Raw genomic sequence first — 17,395 nt, forward strand, 5'->3', positions numbered from 1 at the left:
CTTCTCCCTTAGATAGACAATGACTTAACGCGCTTACCACCCCAAACCGCATTCACGATTGAGCGTGTGCCAACTATGGCTGTAAACATCGAAGTCGCGATACCTATCATTAAGGTAACAGCAAAGCCTTTAACCGCACCGGTACCGACAGCAAACAAGATTAACGCGGTCATAAAAGTGGTGATGTTAGCATCTGCAATGGTTGAAAAAGCATTACCATAACCTTCATGGATAGCTTGTTGTACGCTGCGACCGCCAAGAAGTTCTTCACGGATACGTTCAAAAATAAGTACGTTACCGTCAACCGCCATGCCCACCGTTAATACCATGCCCGCAATACCTGGCAAGGTTAATACCGCACCTGGGATCATAGACATCACACCAACAACCATAATTAAGTTTGCCATCAATGCAAGGTTGGCAATAAAACCAAATGCACGGTAGTAAACCATCATAAATACAAGAACAACAACCATGCCCCAAATCATCGCTTGAACACCGTTTTGGATGTTTTCAGCACCTAAGCTTGGGCCAATAGTTCTTTCTTCCACAATGGTCACTGGCGCGATCAACGCTCCTGCACGTAATAATAACGCTAGGCTTTGTGCTTCAGTATGCTCAAGACCGGTAATGACAAAATTACGACCTAAACGAGCCTGAATCGTCGCAACTGAAATAACCTCTTCAATACGAGTCATTTTCACTGTGCCATCAGGATTACGTGTACCACTGTCTTTATATTCGATAAACAATGTTGCCATTGGTTTACCGATATTATCTTTGGTGACGTTAGAGAAAATCGAGCCGCCTTTCGCGTCAAGATTAATCGCTACCTGTGGACGGCTGTATTCATCAAAAGTAGGTTGTGCACCAGTGATATGATCACCCGTTAGCATCACTTCTTTTTTCAATACGGCAATCCCGCCTTCACGGCGTTGGTACACTTCTGCACCTGCTGGAACACGACCATTTGCTGCTGCACTTACGTCGGCTTTATCGTCAACCATACGAAATTCAATCGATGCCGTAGCACCTAAAATTTCTTTTGCACGAGCTGTGTCTTGTACACCAGGCAGTTCAACAATAATGCGCTCAGCGCCTTGACGTTGTACTACAGGCTCAGCAACACCCAACTCGTTAACACGGTTACGAATAGTGGTAATGTTTTGCTGTAATGCTTCTTCCTTAATTTGCTTAAGGTAAGCATCACTCATGGTAGCAAGAAGCATAAACTCATTACCGCTACTCGCGTCGGTATAGGTCATGTCATTGCTGCGAGTTTTTAAATAAGTCTCAGCTTGGTCAACAGTTTCAGCATCTCGAAACTTAATCGCAATTCCTTTAGGGGTTTTACGAATACCAGCATAACGAATTTTTTCTTCACGAAGCTGGCTACGGAAATCAGCTATCTTAGCTTCTTCCATTTTACGAATAGCTTCGCCCATATCCACTTCCATTAAGAAGTGAACACCACCACGTAAATCTAAACCTAATTTCATCGGCGACCCACCAACAGCTTCAAGCCATTCAGGGGTTGCCGGAGCTAAGTTTAACGCAACGGTATATTTCTGACCAAGCAGCTCAGCGATAGCTTCTTTAGCCACCAACTGCTGCTCAGGATTTTGCACTCGGACCAATAACTGACCATTTTCAAGCTCGGCACGCTTTACGGCAATACCCTGACTATCTAATAAATCAACCACAGTCGTTTGTGTCGATGCAGTCACTTCTGCGCCGCGAGTTGCGACAATCTGCACTGCATGATCTTCACCAAACAAATTTGGTATTGCATAAAAACTACCAATGGCGATGACAAGCATCACCATGATGTTTTTCCACATTGGGTATTTATTTAACACACCATAGCCCTCTTGGCTTTATAACGACTGGATAGAACCTTTAGGCAATACCGCTGCGATGTAATCCTTTTTAATCGTGATTTGGTTGTTATCATTAATCGCTAATAACACATAATCACTTTCTTCACCGATTTTGGTCACTTTACCGAGAATGCCACCACTGGTTAACACTTCATCACCTTTTGAAATTGACGCCATTAGGTTTTTGTGCTCTTTTACACGCTTTGACTGTGGACGGAAAATCATGAAGTAAAAGATTAATCCAAACATGACTAGCATGAAAATTAACTGCATGGTTTCGCCACCGGCTACACCACTGATTGGGCTTGCATATGCATTTGAAATAAACATAGTTCTCTCTTCTTATTAGCTAAAATTAAACGATTAACTCAGGTACTTCACGACCAAAACTGGTATAGAACTCCTTAACAAAGGCGTCTAATGTACCTGTCTCAATTGCGCCGCGCAAACCTTCCATCAACATTTGGTAATAACGTAAATTATGGATGGTGTTTAAACGCGCACCTAGAATTTCATTACAACGATCTAAATGGTATAAATAAGCACGTGAATAGTTTTTACAAGTGTAACAATCACACTTAGGATCTAATGTTGCTGTGTCATCACGGTGACGTGCATTACGAATTTTAATGACACCTTCACTGGTAAATAAATGGCCATTACGGGCATTACGTGTTGGCATTACACAGTCAAACATATCCACACCACGACGAACACCTTCGACTAAATCTTCAGGTTTGCCTACGCCCATTAAATAGCGCGGCTTGTCAGCAGGAATTTGCGGACAAACATGCTCTAAAATACGGTGCATGTCTGCTTTAGGCTCGCCAACAGCTAAACCACCTACGGCATAACCATCAAAACCTATGTCTAAAAGACCCTTTACACTCTCGTCACGTAAATCTTCAAATACGCCACCTTGAATAATGCCAAACAAAGAGTTTGGGTTTTCTAAACGGTCAAACTCATCACGTGAGCGCTTAGCCCAACGCAGTGACATTTGCATCGACTTACGTGCTTCGTCATGTGTCGCTGGATACGGTGTACATTCATCAAAAATCATCACCACGTCAGATCCTAAAGAATCCTGAATTTGCATTGATTTTTCTGGGTCTAAGAAAATCTTTTCACCATTGATCGGTGAACGGAAATGCACACCCTCTTCAGTAATTTTACGAATGTCACCTAAACTAAACACTTGGAATCCACCCGAGTCCGTTAGAATAGGGCGTTGCCAATTCATAAAATCGTGCAAATCACCGTGTTTACGCATGATCTCTTCGCCAGGACGTAACCATAAATGGAAGGTGTTGCCCAATAAAATGTCGGCTCCAGTAGCGCGCACTTCTTCAGGCGTCATACCTTTTACCGTACCGTAAGTTCCAACAGGCATAAATGCTGGTGTTTCTACAGTGCCACGATCAAAAATAAGACGTCCGCGACGTGCACGACCATCAGTTGTATCTAATTCAAATTTCATAAATCACCTTGCCAGATAAACAGTCTGACTCGTTTAGTTTCTATAGTAATGAGGGCAAATTTTAATGCTTCAAGGTTACTGACACATTAAATCAAAAAAACGCCCACTATTGTGGGCGAGTATTTTAAATCAAATTCATTGCCTACGGGGCTTTTTTCGTCACAAACATCGCATCGCCATAGCTAAAAAAGCGATATTTTTGCGTAATAGCATGTTGATAAGCCTTCATGACCGCTTCATAACCTGCAAAAGCACTCAACAGCATGATTAATGTTGATTCTGGTAAATGAAAATTAGTGACCATGGCATCAACAACTTTAAATTGAAAACCTGGGTAAATAAAGATATCGGTATCACCACTAAAGGCTTCAAGCGGACCTTCTCCACTCGCGCGTGCTGCGCTTTCTAATGAACGCACTGAGGTTGTGCCGACGGCAACAACACGATTTCCAGCCGCTTTAGTAAGCGCAATTAGGTCAACAACCTCTTGTGGCACATTAGCCCATTCTGAATGCATCTTGTGCTCAAGCACATTATCTACTCGTACAGGCTGGAATGTACCGGCACCGACATGCAAAGTAACAAAGGCAATATTAACCCCTTTGGCTTTTAAATCGGCTAGCATGGCATCATCAAAGTGTAAGCCTGCTGTAGGTGCTGCTACTGCGCCTGGCGTTTGGTTGTACACTGTTTGATAACGTTCTTTATCAGCATCTTCATCTGGACGATCAATGTAAGGAGGCAGTGGCATATGGCCAACGTCTTCAAGGACTTCTAATATGGTTTTATCGGACAGTAACTCAAGCTCAAACAAAGCATCGTGACGAACCAACATTTTCATTTGGTAGCCGCCGTCTAAGTCGATAATCGTATCCACTTTAGGCGATTTTGAACTGCGAACATGGGCTAGAATACGTTTATCGTCGAGCATACGTTCAACGAGAATCTCAAGCTTACCGCCAGTCGACTTTTGACCAAATAAACGCGCAGGTATGACTCGGGTGTTATTAAACACCATCAAGTCTCCAGGATTGATCAGATTGAATAAATCAGTAAACTTTTTGTCGGCAAGCTCACCGTTTTCGCCACTTAATGTGAGTAAACGCGAAGCATTGCGTTGTGCTGTCGGATAGCGAGCAATCAGCTCATCAGGTAGGTCGAATGAAAAATCTGCAACACGCATAGTATGATCTCAACAGTAAAAACGGCCGCTAGTCTATGGCGACTGCGGGTTAAGATCAAGTTTGGTGATTATTTTGTCGGCTTTTGTTCTATCGACTCGGTGTCGATATCGTCCAATTCAATAGTATCTGACTTGGCAGAGTCAAAGGTTTGGTCCGATTTATATGAATGTTCTTCATAACGCATGTCGATGTGTACTTTATTTCTTTTTGGTGCAGCTGGCTTACCCAATAACTTTTTAATCCAGTCTTTCATCATCCTTGATCCCTAAATTAATCCTATAACCTTTAAAAAGCAGTTACATATACGCATCACAATGATACGAAGCTCAATACTCCATGACATTTATCTATAAAACGTTATGATTAACACCACTCACTCGCCACTTTGTAACGCTTTGTTACAAACGGCTTGTATCATACTGTAAAATAATAAAATTAGAAGTACAATTTATGAACTTTTTAGCTCACTTACATTTAGCCGACATCAGCGATACTCACCTAGTAGCTAATTTGTCGGGTGATTTCGCGAAAGGTAACATAGAGCAACATCCAAAACATCTGCAACAAGGGATATGGCTTCATCGACAAATAGACCAAATTACTGATAGTCATGAAATTATTATCGACCTGCTCAAGCTGTTTCCTAAAACCTCACGTCGTGTTGCACCGATATTAGTAGACTTAGTATTTGATCATTACTTAGCATTTTATTGGGAAGAGTATCATCATCAGCCATTAGATGAATTTTGCCAAAAAGCATACCACCAGCTTAGTACTACACTTGAACTACCTCCGACGTTACAGGCCATTGCGCCACAAATTATCCAGCAAGATTGGCTAAGTAGTTACCAAACAAGGCAAGGATTAGATCAAGCGATTAAAGGCGTCAGTCGTCGTTTATCAAAACCAGAACTTTTTGACCATGCCATTAACGATATCGATAAGATTTATATTGATATCGAGATTGCATTTAGAACCTTTTATCCACAGTTAATGGCCTATAGCAGGCTTTATAGTCGTAAGACTCCGGCAGCATATTTACCTTAGTACAGGGTATTTATAGGAATTAATGTCGTATGCCGTCATGGTTACTTAATCTAAAATACACACTCAAAACCAAACGGTTTTGGCTAACGAGTCTACGCGATATAATCGTTATTGCGGTGGTGTTGTTCGCTATCGCGAGTTATCTACAGCGAGATATGCGAACAGGCATAGCGATGCCAATTAACGCATATACTATCGCCAATAAACCAATATCATTATTTACTTCAGCATCAATTGACGCCCAGCAGCATATCAGAGAGAACAGTACCCAAAATAAACCCACCTTGGTCTATTTTTGGGGCACTTGGTGTCCGGTGTGTAAAGTGACCTCTCCTATGGTGAACTCGGTTAATCTTAATCCAAATTATCAGGTTGTTTCCATTGCAGTAGCTTCAGGTTCTGACGACGACATCAGCACCTTTATGCAACATCATCATTATCATTTTGATGTCATCAATCAGCATCAAACAATGTTATTAAGCCAACAATGGGGCGCCATGGCATTGCCTGCTATTTATATCGTTGATACTGAAAACAATATTCGCTTTGTTACCTCTGGCGTAACAAGCAGTTGGGGAATGTCATTACGGTTATGGTTAGCGACCTGGTAAAGCCGCCATAACCAAACAGCATTATTCAGTCGAATAATTGGTTTTTGGTTATCAGTAAAACTTTGTTAGTATCCGCAACATGAGTACTCGCGAGATTAACGTTTCGCCACATCAATACCTGAATCAGACACAATTAGAGAGACACTTTATAATGCACATCTTTACTTATCAACCACCCTCAATTCCGTGGTTGGACATACGCTATAAAGACCGTGACATTATCGTCATCAATAAGCCTTCAGGCCTATTATCAAATCCAGGGCGTTCACCTGACACACACGATACGGCCATAACCCGTTTGCAACGATGCTATCCTGAAGCGATTTTGATCCATCGTTTAGATTGTGATACTTCTGGGATCATGATTTTTGCTCGTACTAAAAAAGCGGAATCACATTTAAAAATTCAGTTTCAAAATCGCCAGGCCAAAAAAGTGTACATTGCTGAAGTGATTGGCCACGTGGGTGAACAACAAGGTAAAGTGAACTTTGCCCTAGGACCTAATCCTGATTCACCACCATTCCAAATGCTTACAGATTCAGGCAAAGCTGCGTTAACCTACTTCCAGGTACTTGAACATAGGACGCAGTCAACGCTGATGGAACTTAAACCTCATACTGGCCGCACTCATCAGCTTAGGGTTCATATGTTGGCGCTTGGCCATGCCATTTTAGGCGATGAGTTTTATGGCGATACCGAAACAATTAGTGCCAGTAAACGGTTAAACCTGCATGCGCAATCGCTCACAATTACCCATCCTTATAGCCAAGTCGAGATGACGTTTTTTAGTCAGCATCCATTTTAATATCTTAACCAGAGCTTGGGATAAGAGATGAGAATGTAGTCAGAAGGATTAAAAGCTTAGCGATTAATCCTTCTCAATATTATTATTTGTCTTAGTAACAAGACGAATCGACGCGTCAATATCTAGCCTATTGCAAGTCTTCTTGTGTAAAGCATAACGCAGGTATCAAGACAAGGAACTGTTTGAGAGGCGTTTGTTATCTTCACATCAGGTTACCTTGGCCATTCAAACAAAAAAATGCCGACGCTATCGCGTCGGCATTTATCAATAAGGACTTTTTCACGATATTAACGCGCTTGAGCTGTCTCTTTCGCTTCAGCAGCTTCACATGCTGCAGCAGTAAAGATCACATCTGTAGAGCTATTTAATGCAGTTTCAGCTGAGTCTTGAATCACACCAATAATAAAACCAACTGCCACAACTTGCATAGCAACATCATTAGAAATGCCAAACAAACTACACGCTAATGGGATTAATAATAGTGAACCACCGGCAACACCTGAAGCACCACAAGCAGAAACGGACGCTATCACGCTCAATAACAGAGCTGTCATAAAGTCCACTTGAATACCCAAAGTATGAGCTGCTGCTAATGTTAATACCGTAATGGTAATCGCAGCACCGCCCATATTAATGGTGGCACCTAATGGAATAGACACAGAATAGGTGTCTTTATGCAATTTTAGCTCTTCACACAATGCCATGTTGACCGGAATATTGGCCGCACTTGAACGGGTGAAAAAGGCTGTCACACCACTTTCACGTAAACATTTAAATACTAATGGATATGGGTTACGTTTAATTTTGACATAAACGATAATAGGGTTAATCACCAAAGCAATGAATAACATGGATCCCACAAGTACCATCAATAATTGGCCGTAACCCGCAAGAGCGTCGAAACCTGTTTCAGCAAATGTAGCCGCAACTAAACCAAAAATACCAATTGGTGCTAAACGAATGACAAAGCGGACTATATTTGACACCGCATCACTGACATCAGAGAGCATTTGCTTAGTACTGTCGCTGGCATGATGCATGGTTATCCCAAGGCCTGCCCCCCACACCAAAATACCGATGTAATTGCCCGTTAATAATGCGTTCACCGGATTATCAACAACTTTGAACAATAAGGTATTGATTACTTCGCTAATCCCCTGAGGAGGATTTGAGCCCTCTATCCCGGCTGTTAGTAGTAAAGTCGTTGGAAAAGCAAAACTGAATAATACTGCTGTTAATGCCGCTGCAAACGTTCCGAAAAGATATAGCCCAATGATAGGACGCATATTGGTTTGACTATTTTTCTTTTGATTGGCAATCGATGATGCAACCAAAACAAAAACCAGTATTGGCGCAATGGCTTTTAAAGCACCCACAAAAAGTGAGCCCAAAAAAGCCACATTATTGGCACCTGTGGTTGAAATACTTGCCAGAATCACGCCCAAAATGATTCCGCTGATGATTTGTAGCACGAGGCTACCGTTAGCGATACGAGCTAACAGTGATGTTTTTTGATTCATTGCTTAACCTATGATTATTATATTTATGACTTTTTATGATCAAGGTTTTGCTTATCTTTAGAAAAGGAAACATCATAATACTCGTCGTATCCACGTATTCATCACCTTGCAACTTACAGCGATATAATACTTAGGTTACGATAGTCATGACATCTCGATAATATCAATGCTATTACTGAAAACACCCTACTATCTTACTCATTGAGGGAGATTAACTCACCACACTCAATTAGCACACTTCAATCAATCCGTTTTCAGGGATAGCACTCCCTCATTAAAGTTAAGCATTACCTTGTGCCCAGCGAATATACTGAACACTATAAAAGCCTTGTAGCTATATATCAGGATGCCATGTAATAAGTCTAGTGTTGATACCAAATGAGTAAAAAAATTCAATCATCGGTCATAAAGAGAGCACTAATTTGACGGTTACAGGTTACTTGCTGTTAAATTGTTAACCATGTTACAGGCTGAAAATACCAAAAATAAAACAATGACAATCATCCAGCAGGCTGCAATGCTTGAGCACCTCTAAGCATCGCTTCAATCAACTCTTTAGCATCAAACTTAGTTAACGCCTCATTGGCTCCGACTTGTTTGGCTTGGCTGACACTGATTTCGCTGGATAATGACGTATGTAAAATAATGTACGCATGTTCAATTGCTGGATTATTTTTAACCTCAAAGGCTAATTCGTATCCATCAAGTCCTGGCATTTCAATATCACTCACCAGTAAATCAATAGGCTTTCGTTCTTCCGCGGCTTGTTGCATCATCTGCAGAGCGTCGCGACCATCTGCCGTCACCTGATAAGCAATGTTAATAGAGTCTAATGCATCAGATAATTGTTTACGGGCAACTTTTGAGTCATCCACCAGTAAAATACGTAACGGTGTTAATTTCTCACGTTGTACATCGGTTAATATCGCTCGATTATTAATCGGATCATCCGGAAATATTTTCGACAGTAATAACTCGACATCTAATAACTGAACCAGCTGATCATTAAAACGGGTTACACCTGTTAAAAAGGCATTTTTGCCTAAGTTACCTGAAGGTGCTTCGATATTACGCCAATTACATTCAATGATTTTATCGATTGAGCGCACAAGAAAACCTATCACCATTCTCTGACAATCAGTAATGATGATATAGCTATCTTTAAGCTCTGCTTCGGTAACGGGTCTATAGCCAATACCTGCAGCCATATCGATAATCGGAATAGTCATACCCCGAATGGTTGCTGCACCAAGAATAGCCGAGTGAGAGTGTGGGATTTTAGTTAAAGGAGTAAACGGCACGAGTTCACGAATTTTTAAAGTACCTAAAGCAAACACTTGTGTTTGATTTAATTTAAAAAGCAATAAACCCTGCGATTGATTCGCTTTGCTCATTTTCGGACTCATCATTACCCCTTCATCTGAAGACTGAAATCTACTTCACTATAGCATTTATCGTCAGTCTTTAGACTAGCTTAAGTGGCCTATTTTATCTGCAAAGATCATTACAAATCACAAAATTAGCTATTCATCCGATAATAGCCAACTAGATAAATCATTACGATACAATTACGGTTCTATAAATAATGAGTATTTGAGGCGGAGACTTTGGTTGATAACCAGAAATAGCAAACTACATTAGTACTATTTCCGCAACAAGTTGTCGATATGTCGTGCAAAAAAGATCAACGATTGAATTGTTGTGAACCTTTCTTATGTAATTTATCAAAGCCGGGAAAAAACTTAATCGGCAATATACACATATAAGCTAGAACAGAGTGCAAGTTAGCACCGAATATAGCCTAATAAAAACAACAAAGGGAAACAACGATAATTAAATCAGCCACTGATTTAATTATCGTTGTTTCCCTCATTATTATGATGCTTTAAATTGACATTAATCAGTTCGAAGCAGATTGCAGCTCGTAAAGCACATCATAAACAAATTGATCCCACCCCTCAGCATCGAACGCTAAGCCACTGGCATTACGAACTTGACTAACCGCATGCAAAGGCGCTGCACCGTTCTCCATCATATAATAAGCCATCACCATTTCTGTACGATTGATCCCAGAGCGACAATGAAGTAACACGGGTAACTGATCAGTTTCACATTCACGAATAAATGTTAATACCTGGGGGAGTATTTCAGCACAAATAGCTAAATCATGCGGCTTAGGTGGAATATTATCAGGTAAATTAAATACTTTATGACGAAGACCTAATTCAGCCATAGCGTCGATATCGCAACCTTCACCATTATTTAAGGATGCAATTGCACCGAAACCGGCTTGCTTTAACTCAGCTAAGTCCCACGCATCTTTGTTTGGACCGCTACGGCCTGCAACTTGTCCATCAACTAACCAAAAAATATGTTTCATATTACCTACTACTAATCTGGTTTTTTAGCCCAAATATCAACATTAACTGAGGACAACTTTTTACGTTTTTTCTTACCGCTACCTTCTGGCTTCGCCATTGGCTTAGGTTGTTCCAGTACGCTTTCAGGCACTACATCATCAGCCTCAAATCCGTTAACTTGTTCACGTTCAAGGCGAATTTGATTCTTTTTCTCGATAACAGAGAAGTGATGATACTCATCATGCGACAACAAGGTCAACGCTAAACCGACCTCTCCCGCACGTCCGCTGCGACCAATTCGATGCATATAATCTGCTGGACTGCGCGGTAAGTCAAAATTTATTACCACTGGTAATTTTTCAATATCAAGGCCACGAGCAGCAATGTCAGTCGCTATGAGCACTTGAATATCTCCTGCTTTAAAACCTTCCAATACACGACTTCTCGCGCCTTGGGCTTTATCACCGTGAAACACTTCTGCAGTGATACCACGTTTAGCCAGTTTTTGAGCTAAATGATTGCAACTATTTTTGGCATTAACAAAAATCAATACTTGGCGCCATTGATGTTGTTGTAGCAAGTGCGCAAGTAATGCGGTCTTTTTTTCACGATTAACCGTCATTACCCGTTGTACTAATGTACTCGCTTCAGCGCTTTGTAATTGTATCTCAAGCGGATTAACGAGCAGCGCTTGCGTTAGTTGGCGTACTTCATCTGGAAAAGTAGCTGAAAACAATAACGTTTGTTTTTGCTTAGGAAGTAAATTGAGTACTTGAGTCAATTCTTCAGTAAAACCAAGGCTTAACATTCGGTCAGCTTCATCAAGTACTAACGTTGTCACTTGGGACAACTTTAGTGCATTTGACGATACTAAATCGAGTAAACGACCTGGCGTCGCGACCACCACATCGGCACCACCACGCAATGCTAACATCTGAGTATTAACAGATACACCGCCAAATGCAGCAACCACTTTAATGTCGCCATTTAAATGAACCGCATAGGATTTAAAGCTGTCGGCAACTTGCTTAGCGAGTTCTCGCGTTGGAACCAAGACTAACGCACTGACAAAATTACCTTTGGCAGATGTTGTTGCCCAACGACTCACCAATTGATGTAAAATCGGCAATGCAAAAGCCGCTGTTTTACCTGAGCCGGTATTGGCACCTGCCAGTAAGTCTTTACCTGTTAGTGTGCTAGGAATGGTTTCTGCTTGGATTGGTGTAGGCTGCAGGTATTTAAGCTCAGCTAATCTGGCCAACAATGGAGTATGCAGGCCAAATTCAGCGAAAGTCGTAGCTAAAGAAGCTTGGGTCATGTATCAAATGCGCTCAAAATAATGGATATCAATCGCACATTTTAACGTACTTTGGCACAGCAGTCAGATAAATTAGTTAATTTCTTCAATCCCTTCTAAGTCTAGTAGCCACTGCTTCATATCGAGCCCATAAGCATAACCGGTTAACTTACCGCCTTTGCCTATCACCCGATGACAAGGAACGATAATGGCTATTGGGTTTGCACCATTTGCAGCCCCGACCGCTCTGACAGCTTTAGGTCGCCCAATAGTATTAGCGATATCACTGTAACTGCAGCGATGGCCGAATGTTAATTGACTCAGAGCATGCCAAACCTCATGTTGAAACACGGTACCTTTAGGCGCTAGTGGAACACTGAAATGCTGCCTTTGATTAGCGAAGTACTCTGTTAATTGAATGACTGTTGTATCAATGTGTTGTTGGGCTTGTATCAATAAATCTTGAGTAGTCTCAGTATTGCTTTGTTGGAGTATAAACTGAGGTTGAATCTCTACGAGCAAGCTCGTTTGGGCAAGATCTTCAACCTGTAGATGGGTTAATCCATACTCAGATGCTTTAAGCGAGAGTAGACCAACAGGACTTGTGACTAAAGCATGACACTTCGGCGAAGTAAAATGGGTCATAATATTATCCGTTTTTTGCAGCGACAGGATCGTTATCCCAAAGCTGGAAGATTAAGTAGCTGCCCCAAGGTGATGCTTGTTTTGCAATGTCGGCAGCAATGCTTAAGTACGATTTAGGGGTTTCAATGGGTTTACCCGATTGCTCATATAATGCATGAAGACGATTTTTGATGACTAAATCAGAACTCAAAAACACATCAGGATCACTCAAACCTCGCATATTTGCATAAGCAACAGTCCATGGGCCGATACCTTTTACAGACAACCAATCGTCAGGTGTTGAGTCAGCATGCTGATGCACAAATTGCCCCAAGGCATTTAATGCTAATTTTCGAGCACCTGGCATGTTAAGTTCATCTAATGAAGCGCTAGCAATAGCTTGTGCCGTCGGAAATAACCGCCAAGTCTTACCATCGATGAACAGCGTTTCACCATAAGATTCAACCAATAAATTTAATAGTTTAGTGGCTTGCACCACACTCACTTGTTGCCCTAATACGGCACGGCAAGCGGCCTCAAATACACTACCTGCCGCGGGAATACGCAAACCACTATCAATTTTGGCGCCTAATTCTATGATAGGAGATAATGCCTGCTGGATTATCGCCATGTCAGCATCTAAATCAAACATACGCCGTAATTGCAGAGTAATATAATGCAAGGATTTAATATCATTGGCATCGGCTAAGTAAATACTCACATCAAGTTGAGGTTTATCGGCATTCAGTGAAATGTAAAAAACGCCTTCTACACCATTAAATGAGAAGGTTCGGCCATAACGTCCCGAAATATCATCAATGACCTCCATATTATCAACTTGACGAAAGGCATAAAAAGCCAACATCTTCGCCCAATTTAGGGGTGGCCGGTAAGATAATGCTAATGTTATTGGTTTAATGTTAATACTCACTTGGTTTTTTTTATAAGGATGAGTTTCATCAGTTGAACGTCGGCTCTTTCGGCGTAAATCACTCGGTGTTAATAGTAGTTCTTGTTTAAAAATTTCATTAAAGCGCCTGATGCTATTAAAACCAGCTGCCATGGCGATGTCTGTCATTGATAATTGAGTTTGGTGTAATAGCTGCTTAGCAAACATCAACTGCTGATATAACGCAAAACGTTTAGGTGAAGTCCCCAAACCTTGGTTAAAGAGTTTATTTAAATACCGACTGGTAATACCTAATTTATCAGCCAACTTGACGATCGTTCCTGCATCTTCACCATTTAAAAAGCCTTGTTCGATTAACGTGATAGCACGCATTAACGTTGTTTGAGTACCTAACCACGCAAATGAACTCGGTGCACTATCAGGGCGACACCGAAGACAAGGCCTAAGTCCAGCATTAGCCGCTTTTATCGCAGAATCAAAATAACGGACATTTTTTTCATAGGGCGCAGGAGCGGGACAAATTGTTCGGCAAAAAATACCAGTAGTGAGAACTCCGGTAAAAAATTGGCCATCAAAGCGAGCATCACGACTAAGCCTTGCTTGCTGGCAGATCTGTGCTGCAATACTACAATCACTGTTAATCTGGACCATTAGTCTATTTAGCCTCTATCATCTTCAAGATGTTCAATCGTAAAACTGAACTATTTATTCTGCACTGCGTATTTAAGAGATTACTTTACCGAAATACAACAACCACGACTAGCGGAAAACGGAACCCAATCGTTTCGTATATGGTAACAATTTAACCCATTACATTTGGTCTTTTTGCGTTATCCTAGTCAGCAGAATTTTCACCATTAAGTTAGAGCATTAGATGTTTAAATTTTTTGAATCATTGACCCAAGCTTTACCACAAGAAGAACCGACTCAGCCACCCAATACTTTGTACGCATTTTGTCGTCATTATACCCGCGGGTTTGGTTTACCTTTAATTATCATGTCAGTACTGACAGCCATAATGGCAATGTTGGAAGTGTCATTGTTTGGTTTTATGGGGCAACTGGTAGATTGGTTGGTCACCAAAAATCCGCAAACGTTGTGGCAAGATGAAAGCACAACGTTAATTACCATGTCAGTAATTGTCTTAGTCGTCATCCCGCTGGTTGTCTGGTTGCATGCTTCTATCGTGCACCAAACGCTTTTAGGTAACTACCCCATGGCTATTCGTTGGCAAGCACATCGCTATTTACTCAAGCAGAGTATTTCATTTTATCAAGATGATTTTGCAGGACGAATCGCCACAAAGGTAATGCAAACTTCGCTTGCTGTACGTGAAACGGTCATGAAACTACTGGATGTACTGATGTACATTTTGGTGTATTTCACCTCGATGTTGGTCATGATTGCCACTGCTGACGTTCGTTTAATGTTACCCATGCTCGTTTGGTTAGCGGCTTATGTGTTGATTCAATGGAAACTCGTTCCAAAGCTGAAAGCAATATCGACAGAACAAGCCGATGCTCGTTCAACAATGACCGGCCGTATTGTCGATAGTTATACCAACATATCAACCGTAAAGCTGTTCTCGCATACGACTCAAGAAGCTGACTACGCCCAAGATAGTATGACGCGTTTCTTAAAAACCGTTTATGGCCAAATGCGTCTGGTAACGGTCATTAATGTTTTAGTACAAATCATTAATTACATATTAGCGTTCACCATTGCGGCTGTATCTATTTGGTTATGGGCAGACAATGCGATTACGGTTGGTGCCATTGCGATTGCGGTGAGTTTAGCGTTACGCTTGAATGGCATGTCACAATGGATTATGTGGGAAATCAGTTCGCTATTTGAAAATATTGGTACCGTTACCGATGGTATGAATACCTTATCAAAACCCATTGCTATCCAAGATAAAATCGATGCAAAAGACATTGTTGTTGACCACGGTAAAATAGACTTCAATCAGGTTTGCTTTCATTATGGTGAAAAAACCGGCGTCATTGAGCAACTAAATCTGAATATTAAAGCGGGCGAGAAAGTCGGTCTTGTAGGACGTTCTGGTGCAGGAAAATCGACCTTAGTCAACTTATTGATGCGTTTTCATGATGTTGAAAAAGGCCAAATATTGATTGATGATCAACCTATAACGGATATAACCCAAGACTCATTACGGGCAAATATTGGTATGGTGACTCAGGATACGTCGTTATTACATCGTTCGATCCGTGAAAACATTCTGTACGGTGATCCACATGCCAGTGATGAAAAATTAATAGCGGCGATAACTCAAGCACAAGCTGCAGAGTTTATTGACAATTTAACGGATCCCTTTGGTAACAAAGGGCTTGATGCCCAAGTGGGTGAGCGCGGCGTTAAGCTGTCTGGTGGACAACGTCAGCGAATTGCTATTGCAAGAGTATTACTTAAGAATGCGCCAATTCTATTGCTTGATGAAGCCACTTCAGCATTAGATTCTGAAGTCGAAGCAGCGATTCAAGAGTCGTTGTATGAATTGATGGAAGGTAAAACAGTGATTGCGATAGCACATCGACTCTCAACGATTGCAGCGATGGATAGACTCATTGTATTGGATAAAGGCTGTGTTGTTGAACAAGGTACTCATCAAGAACTGATTAATGCCAAAGGGATATACGCACAACTGTGGGCCCATCAAACTGGCGGATTTTTAGGGTTAGATTAATCGAAAGTTGAGTAATGAGCATTAGCCACTCAAATTTGAGTGGCTTAATTAGATGGTCCGCCTCACCCCTAAGCTATACTTAGGGTAGGCTAATCAAAGAGGCGAGCCATCATGTCTATTATTAAAGTAGTTGGGATCGATTTAGGCAAATCTTCTTTTCATCTTGTTGGGCATGATCACACTGGTCGTGAACAATTTCGTAAACATTTAACTTGTTTAAAGCTCATTCAATTTCTGTCACAAACACCTAAAACAATGATTGCAATAGAATCATGTGGTGATTCCCAGTGGTTGGCAAGAAAATGCCAACCACTGGGTCATAAGGTTAAGCTTATTCCTCCCCAATATGTTAAACCTTACGTTAAAACGAATAAAAATGATTATATTGATGCCGATGCAATAGCAGAAGCATGAACAAGACCGTCGATGCGTTTTGTTTGTGTCAAAACAGAGACCTCACAAGTCATCAGCGTTATTCAGAGAGTTAGGTCCAGTTATACTAAAGAGCGGACAGCGTGTATGTCACGCATTGGTGCAACTTTACTCGAGTTTGGCATGAGCTTTCCTAGAGGGCATTCCAAAATGAAAGTGTTATTCCAATGGCTTGCCGATAACGGCGAACCGCTTCCAGCCATGTTGATGCAAGAATTGATTGAACATCATTAGTATTATTTACTACTTATTGAGCGTATAGCAGGGCAAGATAAAAAGCTTAAACAGCTTGTCGAGCAAGATGTTCTAGCGCAGCTATTAAAGACGATTCCAGGGGGGGGAGATTTAACCGCAGCTCAGTGTTTGGCCGATGCCTCAGATGTCACTCATTTTAAAAATGGCCGTCAAATGGCCGCATGGATAGGATTAGTCCCTCATCAATATTCAACGGGAGGGAAGTCAACTGTAATGGTCAAGTATTTCTGGAGAGATTTTAAGCCGCTTTTTTTAACTCATTATATTTTTGATGTGGCGTCTTATA

General features: G+C 41.2%; 15 protein-coding genes and 1 pseudogene. 5 read left to right on the top strand and 11 right to left on the bottom strand.

Going from position 1 to position 17,395, the window contains the following annotated elements; all coding sequences use genetic code 11:
* Positions 1-8: 8 nt before the first annotated feature.
* The 5 genes from secD to AAEY98_RS18710 all read right to left on the bottom strand — a co-directional run bounded on the left by secD (position 9) and on the right by AAEY98_RS18710 (position 4,800).
* The gene (gene secD / locus AAEY98_RS18690) at positions 9-1,859 is read right to left on the bottom strand and encodes a protein translocase subunit SecD (RefSeq protein WP_059744418.1); all 1,851 of its coding nucleotides are present in this window, start codon (positions 1,857-1,859) and stop codon (positions 9-11) included.
* 18 nt (positions 1,860-1,877) lie between these two features.
* The gene (gene yajC, locus AAEY98_RS18695) at positions 1,878-2,210 is read right to left on the bottom strand and encodes a preprotein translocase subunit YajC (protein WP_011638150.1); all 333 of its coding nucleotides are present in this window, start codon (positions 2,208-2,210) and stop codon (positions 1,878-1,880) included.
* 25 nt (positions 2,211-2,235) lie between these two features.
* Positions 2,236-3,360 (bottom strand): tRNA guanosine(34) transglycosylase Tgt, encoded by a 1,125-nt coding sequence (tgt, locus tag AAEY98_RS18700; protein WP_011638151.1) that lies wholly within the window; start codon positions 3,358-3,360, stop codon positions 2,236-2,238.
* Between the two features lie 142 nt (positions 3,361-3,502).
* The gene (gene queA / locus AAEY98_RS18705) at positions 3,503-4,543 is read right to left on the bottom strand and encodes a tRNA preQ1(34) S-adenosylmethionine ribosyltransferase-isomerase QueA (protein WP_101086569.1); all 1,041 of its coding nucleotides are present in this window, start codon (positions 4,541-4,543) and stop codon (positions 3,503-3,505) included.
* A gap of 68 nt (positions 4,544-4,611) precedes the next feature.
* The gene (locus AAEY98_RS18710) at positions 4,612-4,800 is read right to left on the bottom strand and encodes a hypothetical protein (protein ID WP_162023547.1); all 189 of its coding nucleotides are present in this window, start codon (positions 4,798-4,800) and stop codon (positions 4,612-4,614) included.
* Between the two features lie 194 nt (positions 4,801-4,994).
* On the opposite strand from AAEY98_RS18710, the gene AAEY98_RS18715 reads away from it, so the two are divergent.
* The 3 genes from AAEY98_RS18715 (at position 4,995) to AAEY98_RS18725 (ending at position 7,007) form a co-directional block, all read left to right on the top strand.
* On the top strand, positions 4,995-5,591 hold the full coding sequence (locus tag AAEY98_RS18715) for an acyl carrier protein phosphodiesterase (RefSeq protein WP_351018748.1): 597 nt from the start codon (positions 4,995-4,997) through the stop codon (positions 5,589-5,591).
* A 29-nt stretch (positions 5,592-5,620) separates the two neighbouring features.
* The gene (locus AAEY98_RS18720; protein ID WP_351018751.1) at positions 5,621-6,202 is read left to right on the top strand and encodes a protein disulfide oxidoreductase; all 582 of its coding nucleotides are present in this window, start codon (positions 5,621-5,623) and stop codon (positions 6,200-6,202) included.
* A gap of 151 nt (positions 6,203-6,353) precedes the next feature.
* The gene (locus AAEY98_RS18725) at positions 6,354-7,007 is read left to right on the top strand and encodes a pseudouridine synthase (protein ID WP_101086566.1); all 654 of its coding nucleotides are present in this window, start codon (positions 6,354-6,356) and stop codon (positions 7,005-7,007) included.
* A gap of 287 nt (positions 7,008-7,294) precedes the next feature.
* Here the strand turns inward: AAEY98_RS18725 and sstT are convergent, their stop codons facing one another.
* The 6 genes from sstT to AAEY98_RS18755 all read right to left on the bottom strand — a co-directional run bounded on the left by sstT (position 7,295) and on the right by AAEY98_RS18755 (position 14,369).
* Entirely contained in the window at positions 7,295-8,527 is a 1,233-nt protein-coding gene (gene sstT / locus AAEY98_RS18730) for a serine/threonine transporter SstT (protein ID WP_101086565.1), read from the bottom strand.
* 500 nt (positions 8,528-9,027) lie between these two features.
* Positions 9,028-9,921: a chemotaxis protein CheV gene (locus AAEY98_RS18735; RefSeq protein WP_162023549.1), complete on the bottom strand. Its 894-nt coding sequence runs from the start codon at positions 9,919-9,921 to the stop codon at positions 9,028-9,030.
* Between the two features lie 506 nt (positions 9,922-10,427).
* Positions 10,428-10,907: a dual specificity protein phosphatase family protein gene (locus AAEY98_RS18740; protein WP_101086564.1), complete on the bottom strand. Its 480-nt coding sequence runs from the start codon at positions 10,905-10,907 to the stop codon at positions 10,428-10,430.
* A gap of 11 nt (positions 10,908-10,918) precedes the next feature.
* Positions 10,919-12,205 (bottom strand): DEAD/DEAH box helicase, encoded by a 1,287-nt coding sequence (locus tag AAEY98_RS18745; protein ID WP_351018755.1) that lies wholly within the window; start codon positions 12,203-12,205, stop codon positions 10,919-10,921.
* Between the two features lie 72 nt (positions 12,206-12,277).
* Entirely contained in the window at positions 12,278-12,829 is a 552-nt protein-coding gene (locus AAEY98_RS18750; RefSeq protein WP_351018758.1) for a methylated-DNA--[protein]-cysteine S-methyltransferase, read from the bottom strand.
* 4 nt (positions 12,830-12,833) lie between these two features.
* A complete protein-coding gene (locus AAEY98_RS18755; protein WP_351018761.1) occupies positions 12,834-14,369 on the bottom strand; it encodes an AlkA N-terminal domain-containing protein in 1,536 nt (511 codons plus the stop codon).
* A 223-nt stretch (positions 14,370-14,592) separates the two neighbouring features.
* Between AAEY98_RS18755 and AAEY98_RS18760 the strand changes: the two genes are divergently transcribed.
* Positions 14,593-16,422, top strand: a complete 1,830-nt coding sequence (locus AAEY98_RS18760) for an ABC transporter ATP-binding protein (protein ID WP_182744562.1) — start codon at positions 14,593-14,595, stop codon at positions 16,420-16,422.
* Between the two features lie 111 nt (positions 16,423-16,533).
* A pseudogene (locus tag AAEY98_RS18765) lies at positions 16,534-17,325 on the top strand (IS110 family RNA-guided transposase); the annotation flags it as partial.
* Between the last annotated feature and the right edge of the window lie 70 nt (positions 17,326-17,395).

It is taken from the genome of Shewanella sp. AC91-MNA-CIBAN-0169, from assembly GCF_040310165.1.
GTDB lineage: Bacteria > Pseudomonadota > Gammaproteobacteria > Enterobacterales > Shewanellaceae > Shewanella.

Coding starts and splice junctions, on each gene's coding strand:
- yajC (WP_011638150.1), bottom strand. CDS start 2,210: ATGTTTATTTCAAATGCATATGCAAGCCCAATCAGTGGTGTAGCCGGT.
- tgt (WP_011638151.1), bottom strand. CDS start 3,360: ATGAAATTTGAATTAGATACAACTGATGGTCGTGCACGTCGCGGACGT.
- queA (WP_101086569.1), bottom strand. CDS start 4,543: ATGCGTGTTGCAGATTTTTCATTCGACCTACCTGATGAGCTGATTGCT.
- AAEY98_RS18710 (WP_162023547.1), bottom strand. CDS start 4,800: ATGATGAAAGACTGGATTAAAAAGTTATTGGGTAAGCCAGCTGCACCA.
- AAEY98_RS18715 (WP_351018748.1), top strand. CDS start 4,995: ATGAACTTTTTAGCTCACTTACATTTAGCCGACATCAGCGATACTCAC.
- AAEY98_RS18720 (WP_351018751.1), top strand. CDS start 5,621: ATGCCGTCATGGTTACTTAATCTAAAATACACACTCAAAACCAAACGG.
- AAEY98_RS18725 (WP_101086566.1), top strand. CDS start 6,354: ATGCACATCTTTACTTATCAACCACCCTCAATTCCGTGGTTGGACATA.
- sstT (WP_101086565.1), bottom strand. CDS start 8,527: ATGAATCAAAAAACATCACTGTTAGCTCGTATCGCTAACGGTAGCCTC.
- AAEY98_RS18735 (WP_162023549.1), bottom strand. CDS start 9,921: ATGAGCAAAGCGAATCAATCGCAGGGTTTATTGCTTTTTAAATTAAAT.
- AAEY98_RS18740 (WP_101086564.1), bottom strand. CDS start 10,907: ATGAAACATATTTTTTGGTTAGTTGATGGACAAGTTGCAGGCCGTAGC.
- AAEY98_RS18745 (WP_351018755.1), bottom strand. CDS start 12,205: ATGACCCAAGCTTCTTTAGCTACGACTTTCGCTGAATTTGGCCTGCAT.
- AAEY98_RS18750 (WP_351018758.1), bottom strand. CDS start 12,829: ATGACCCATTTTACTTCGCCGAAGTGTCATGCTTTAGTCACAAGTCCT.
- AAEY98_RS18755 (WP_351018761.1), bottom strand. CDS start 14,369: ATGGTCCAGATTAACAGTGATTGTAGTATTGCAGCACAGATCTGCCAG.
- AAEY98_RS18760 (WP_182744562.1), top strand. CDS start 14,593: ATGTTTAAATTTTTTGAATCATTGACCCAAGCTTTACCACAAGAAGAA.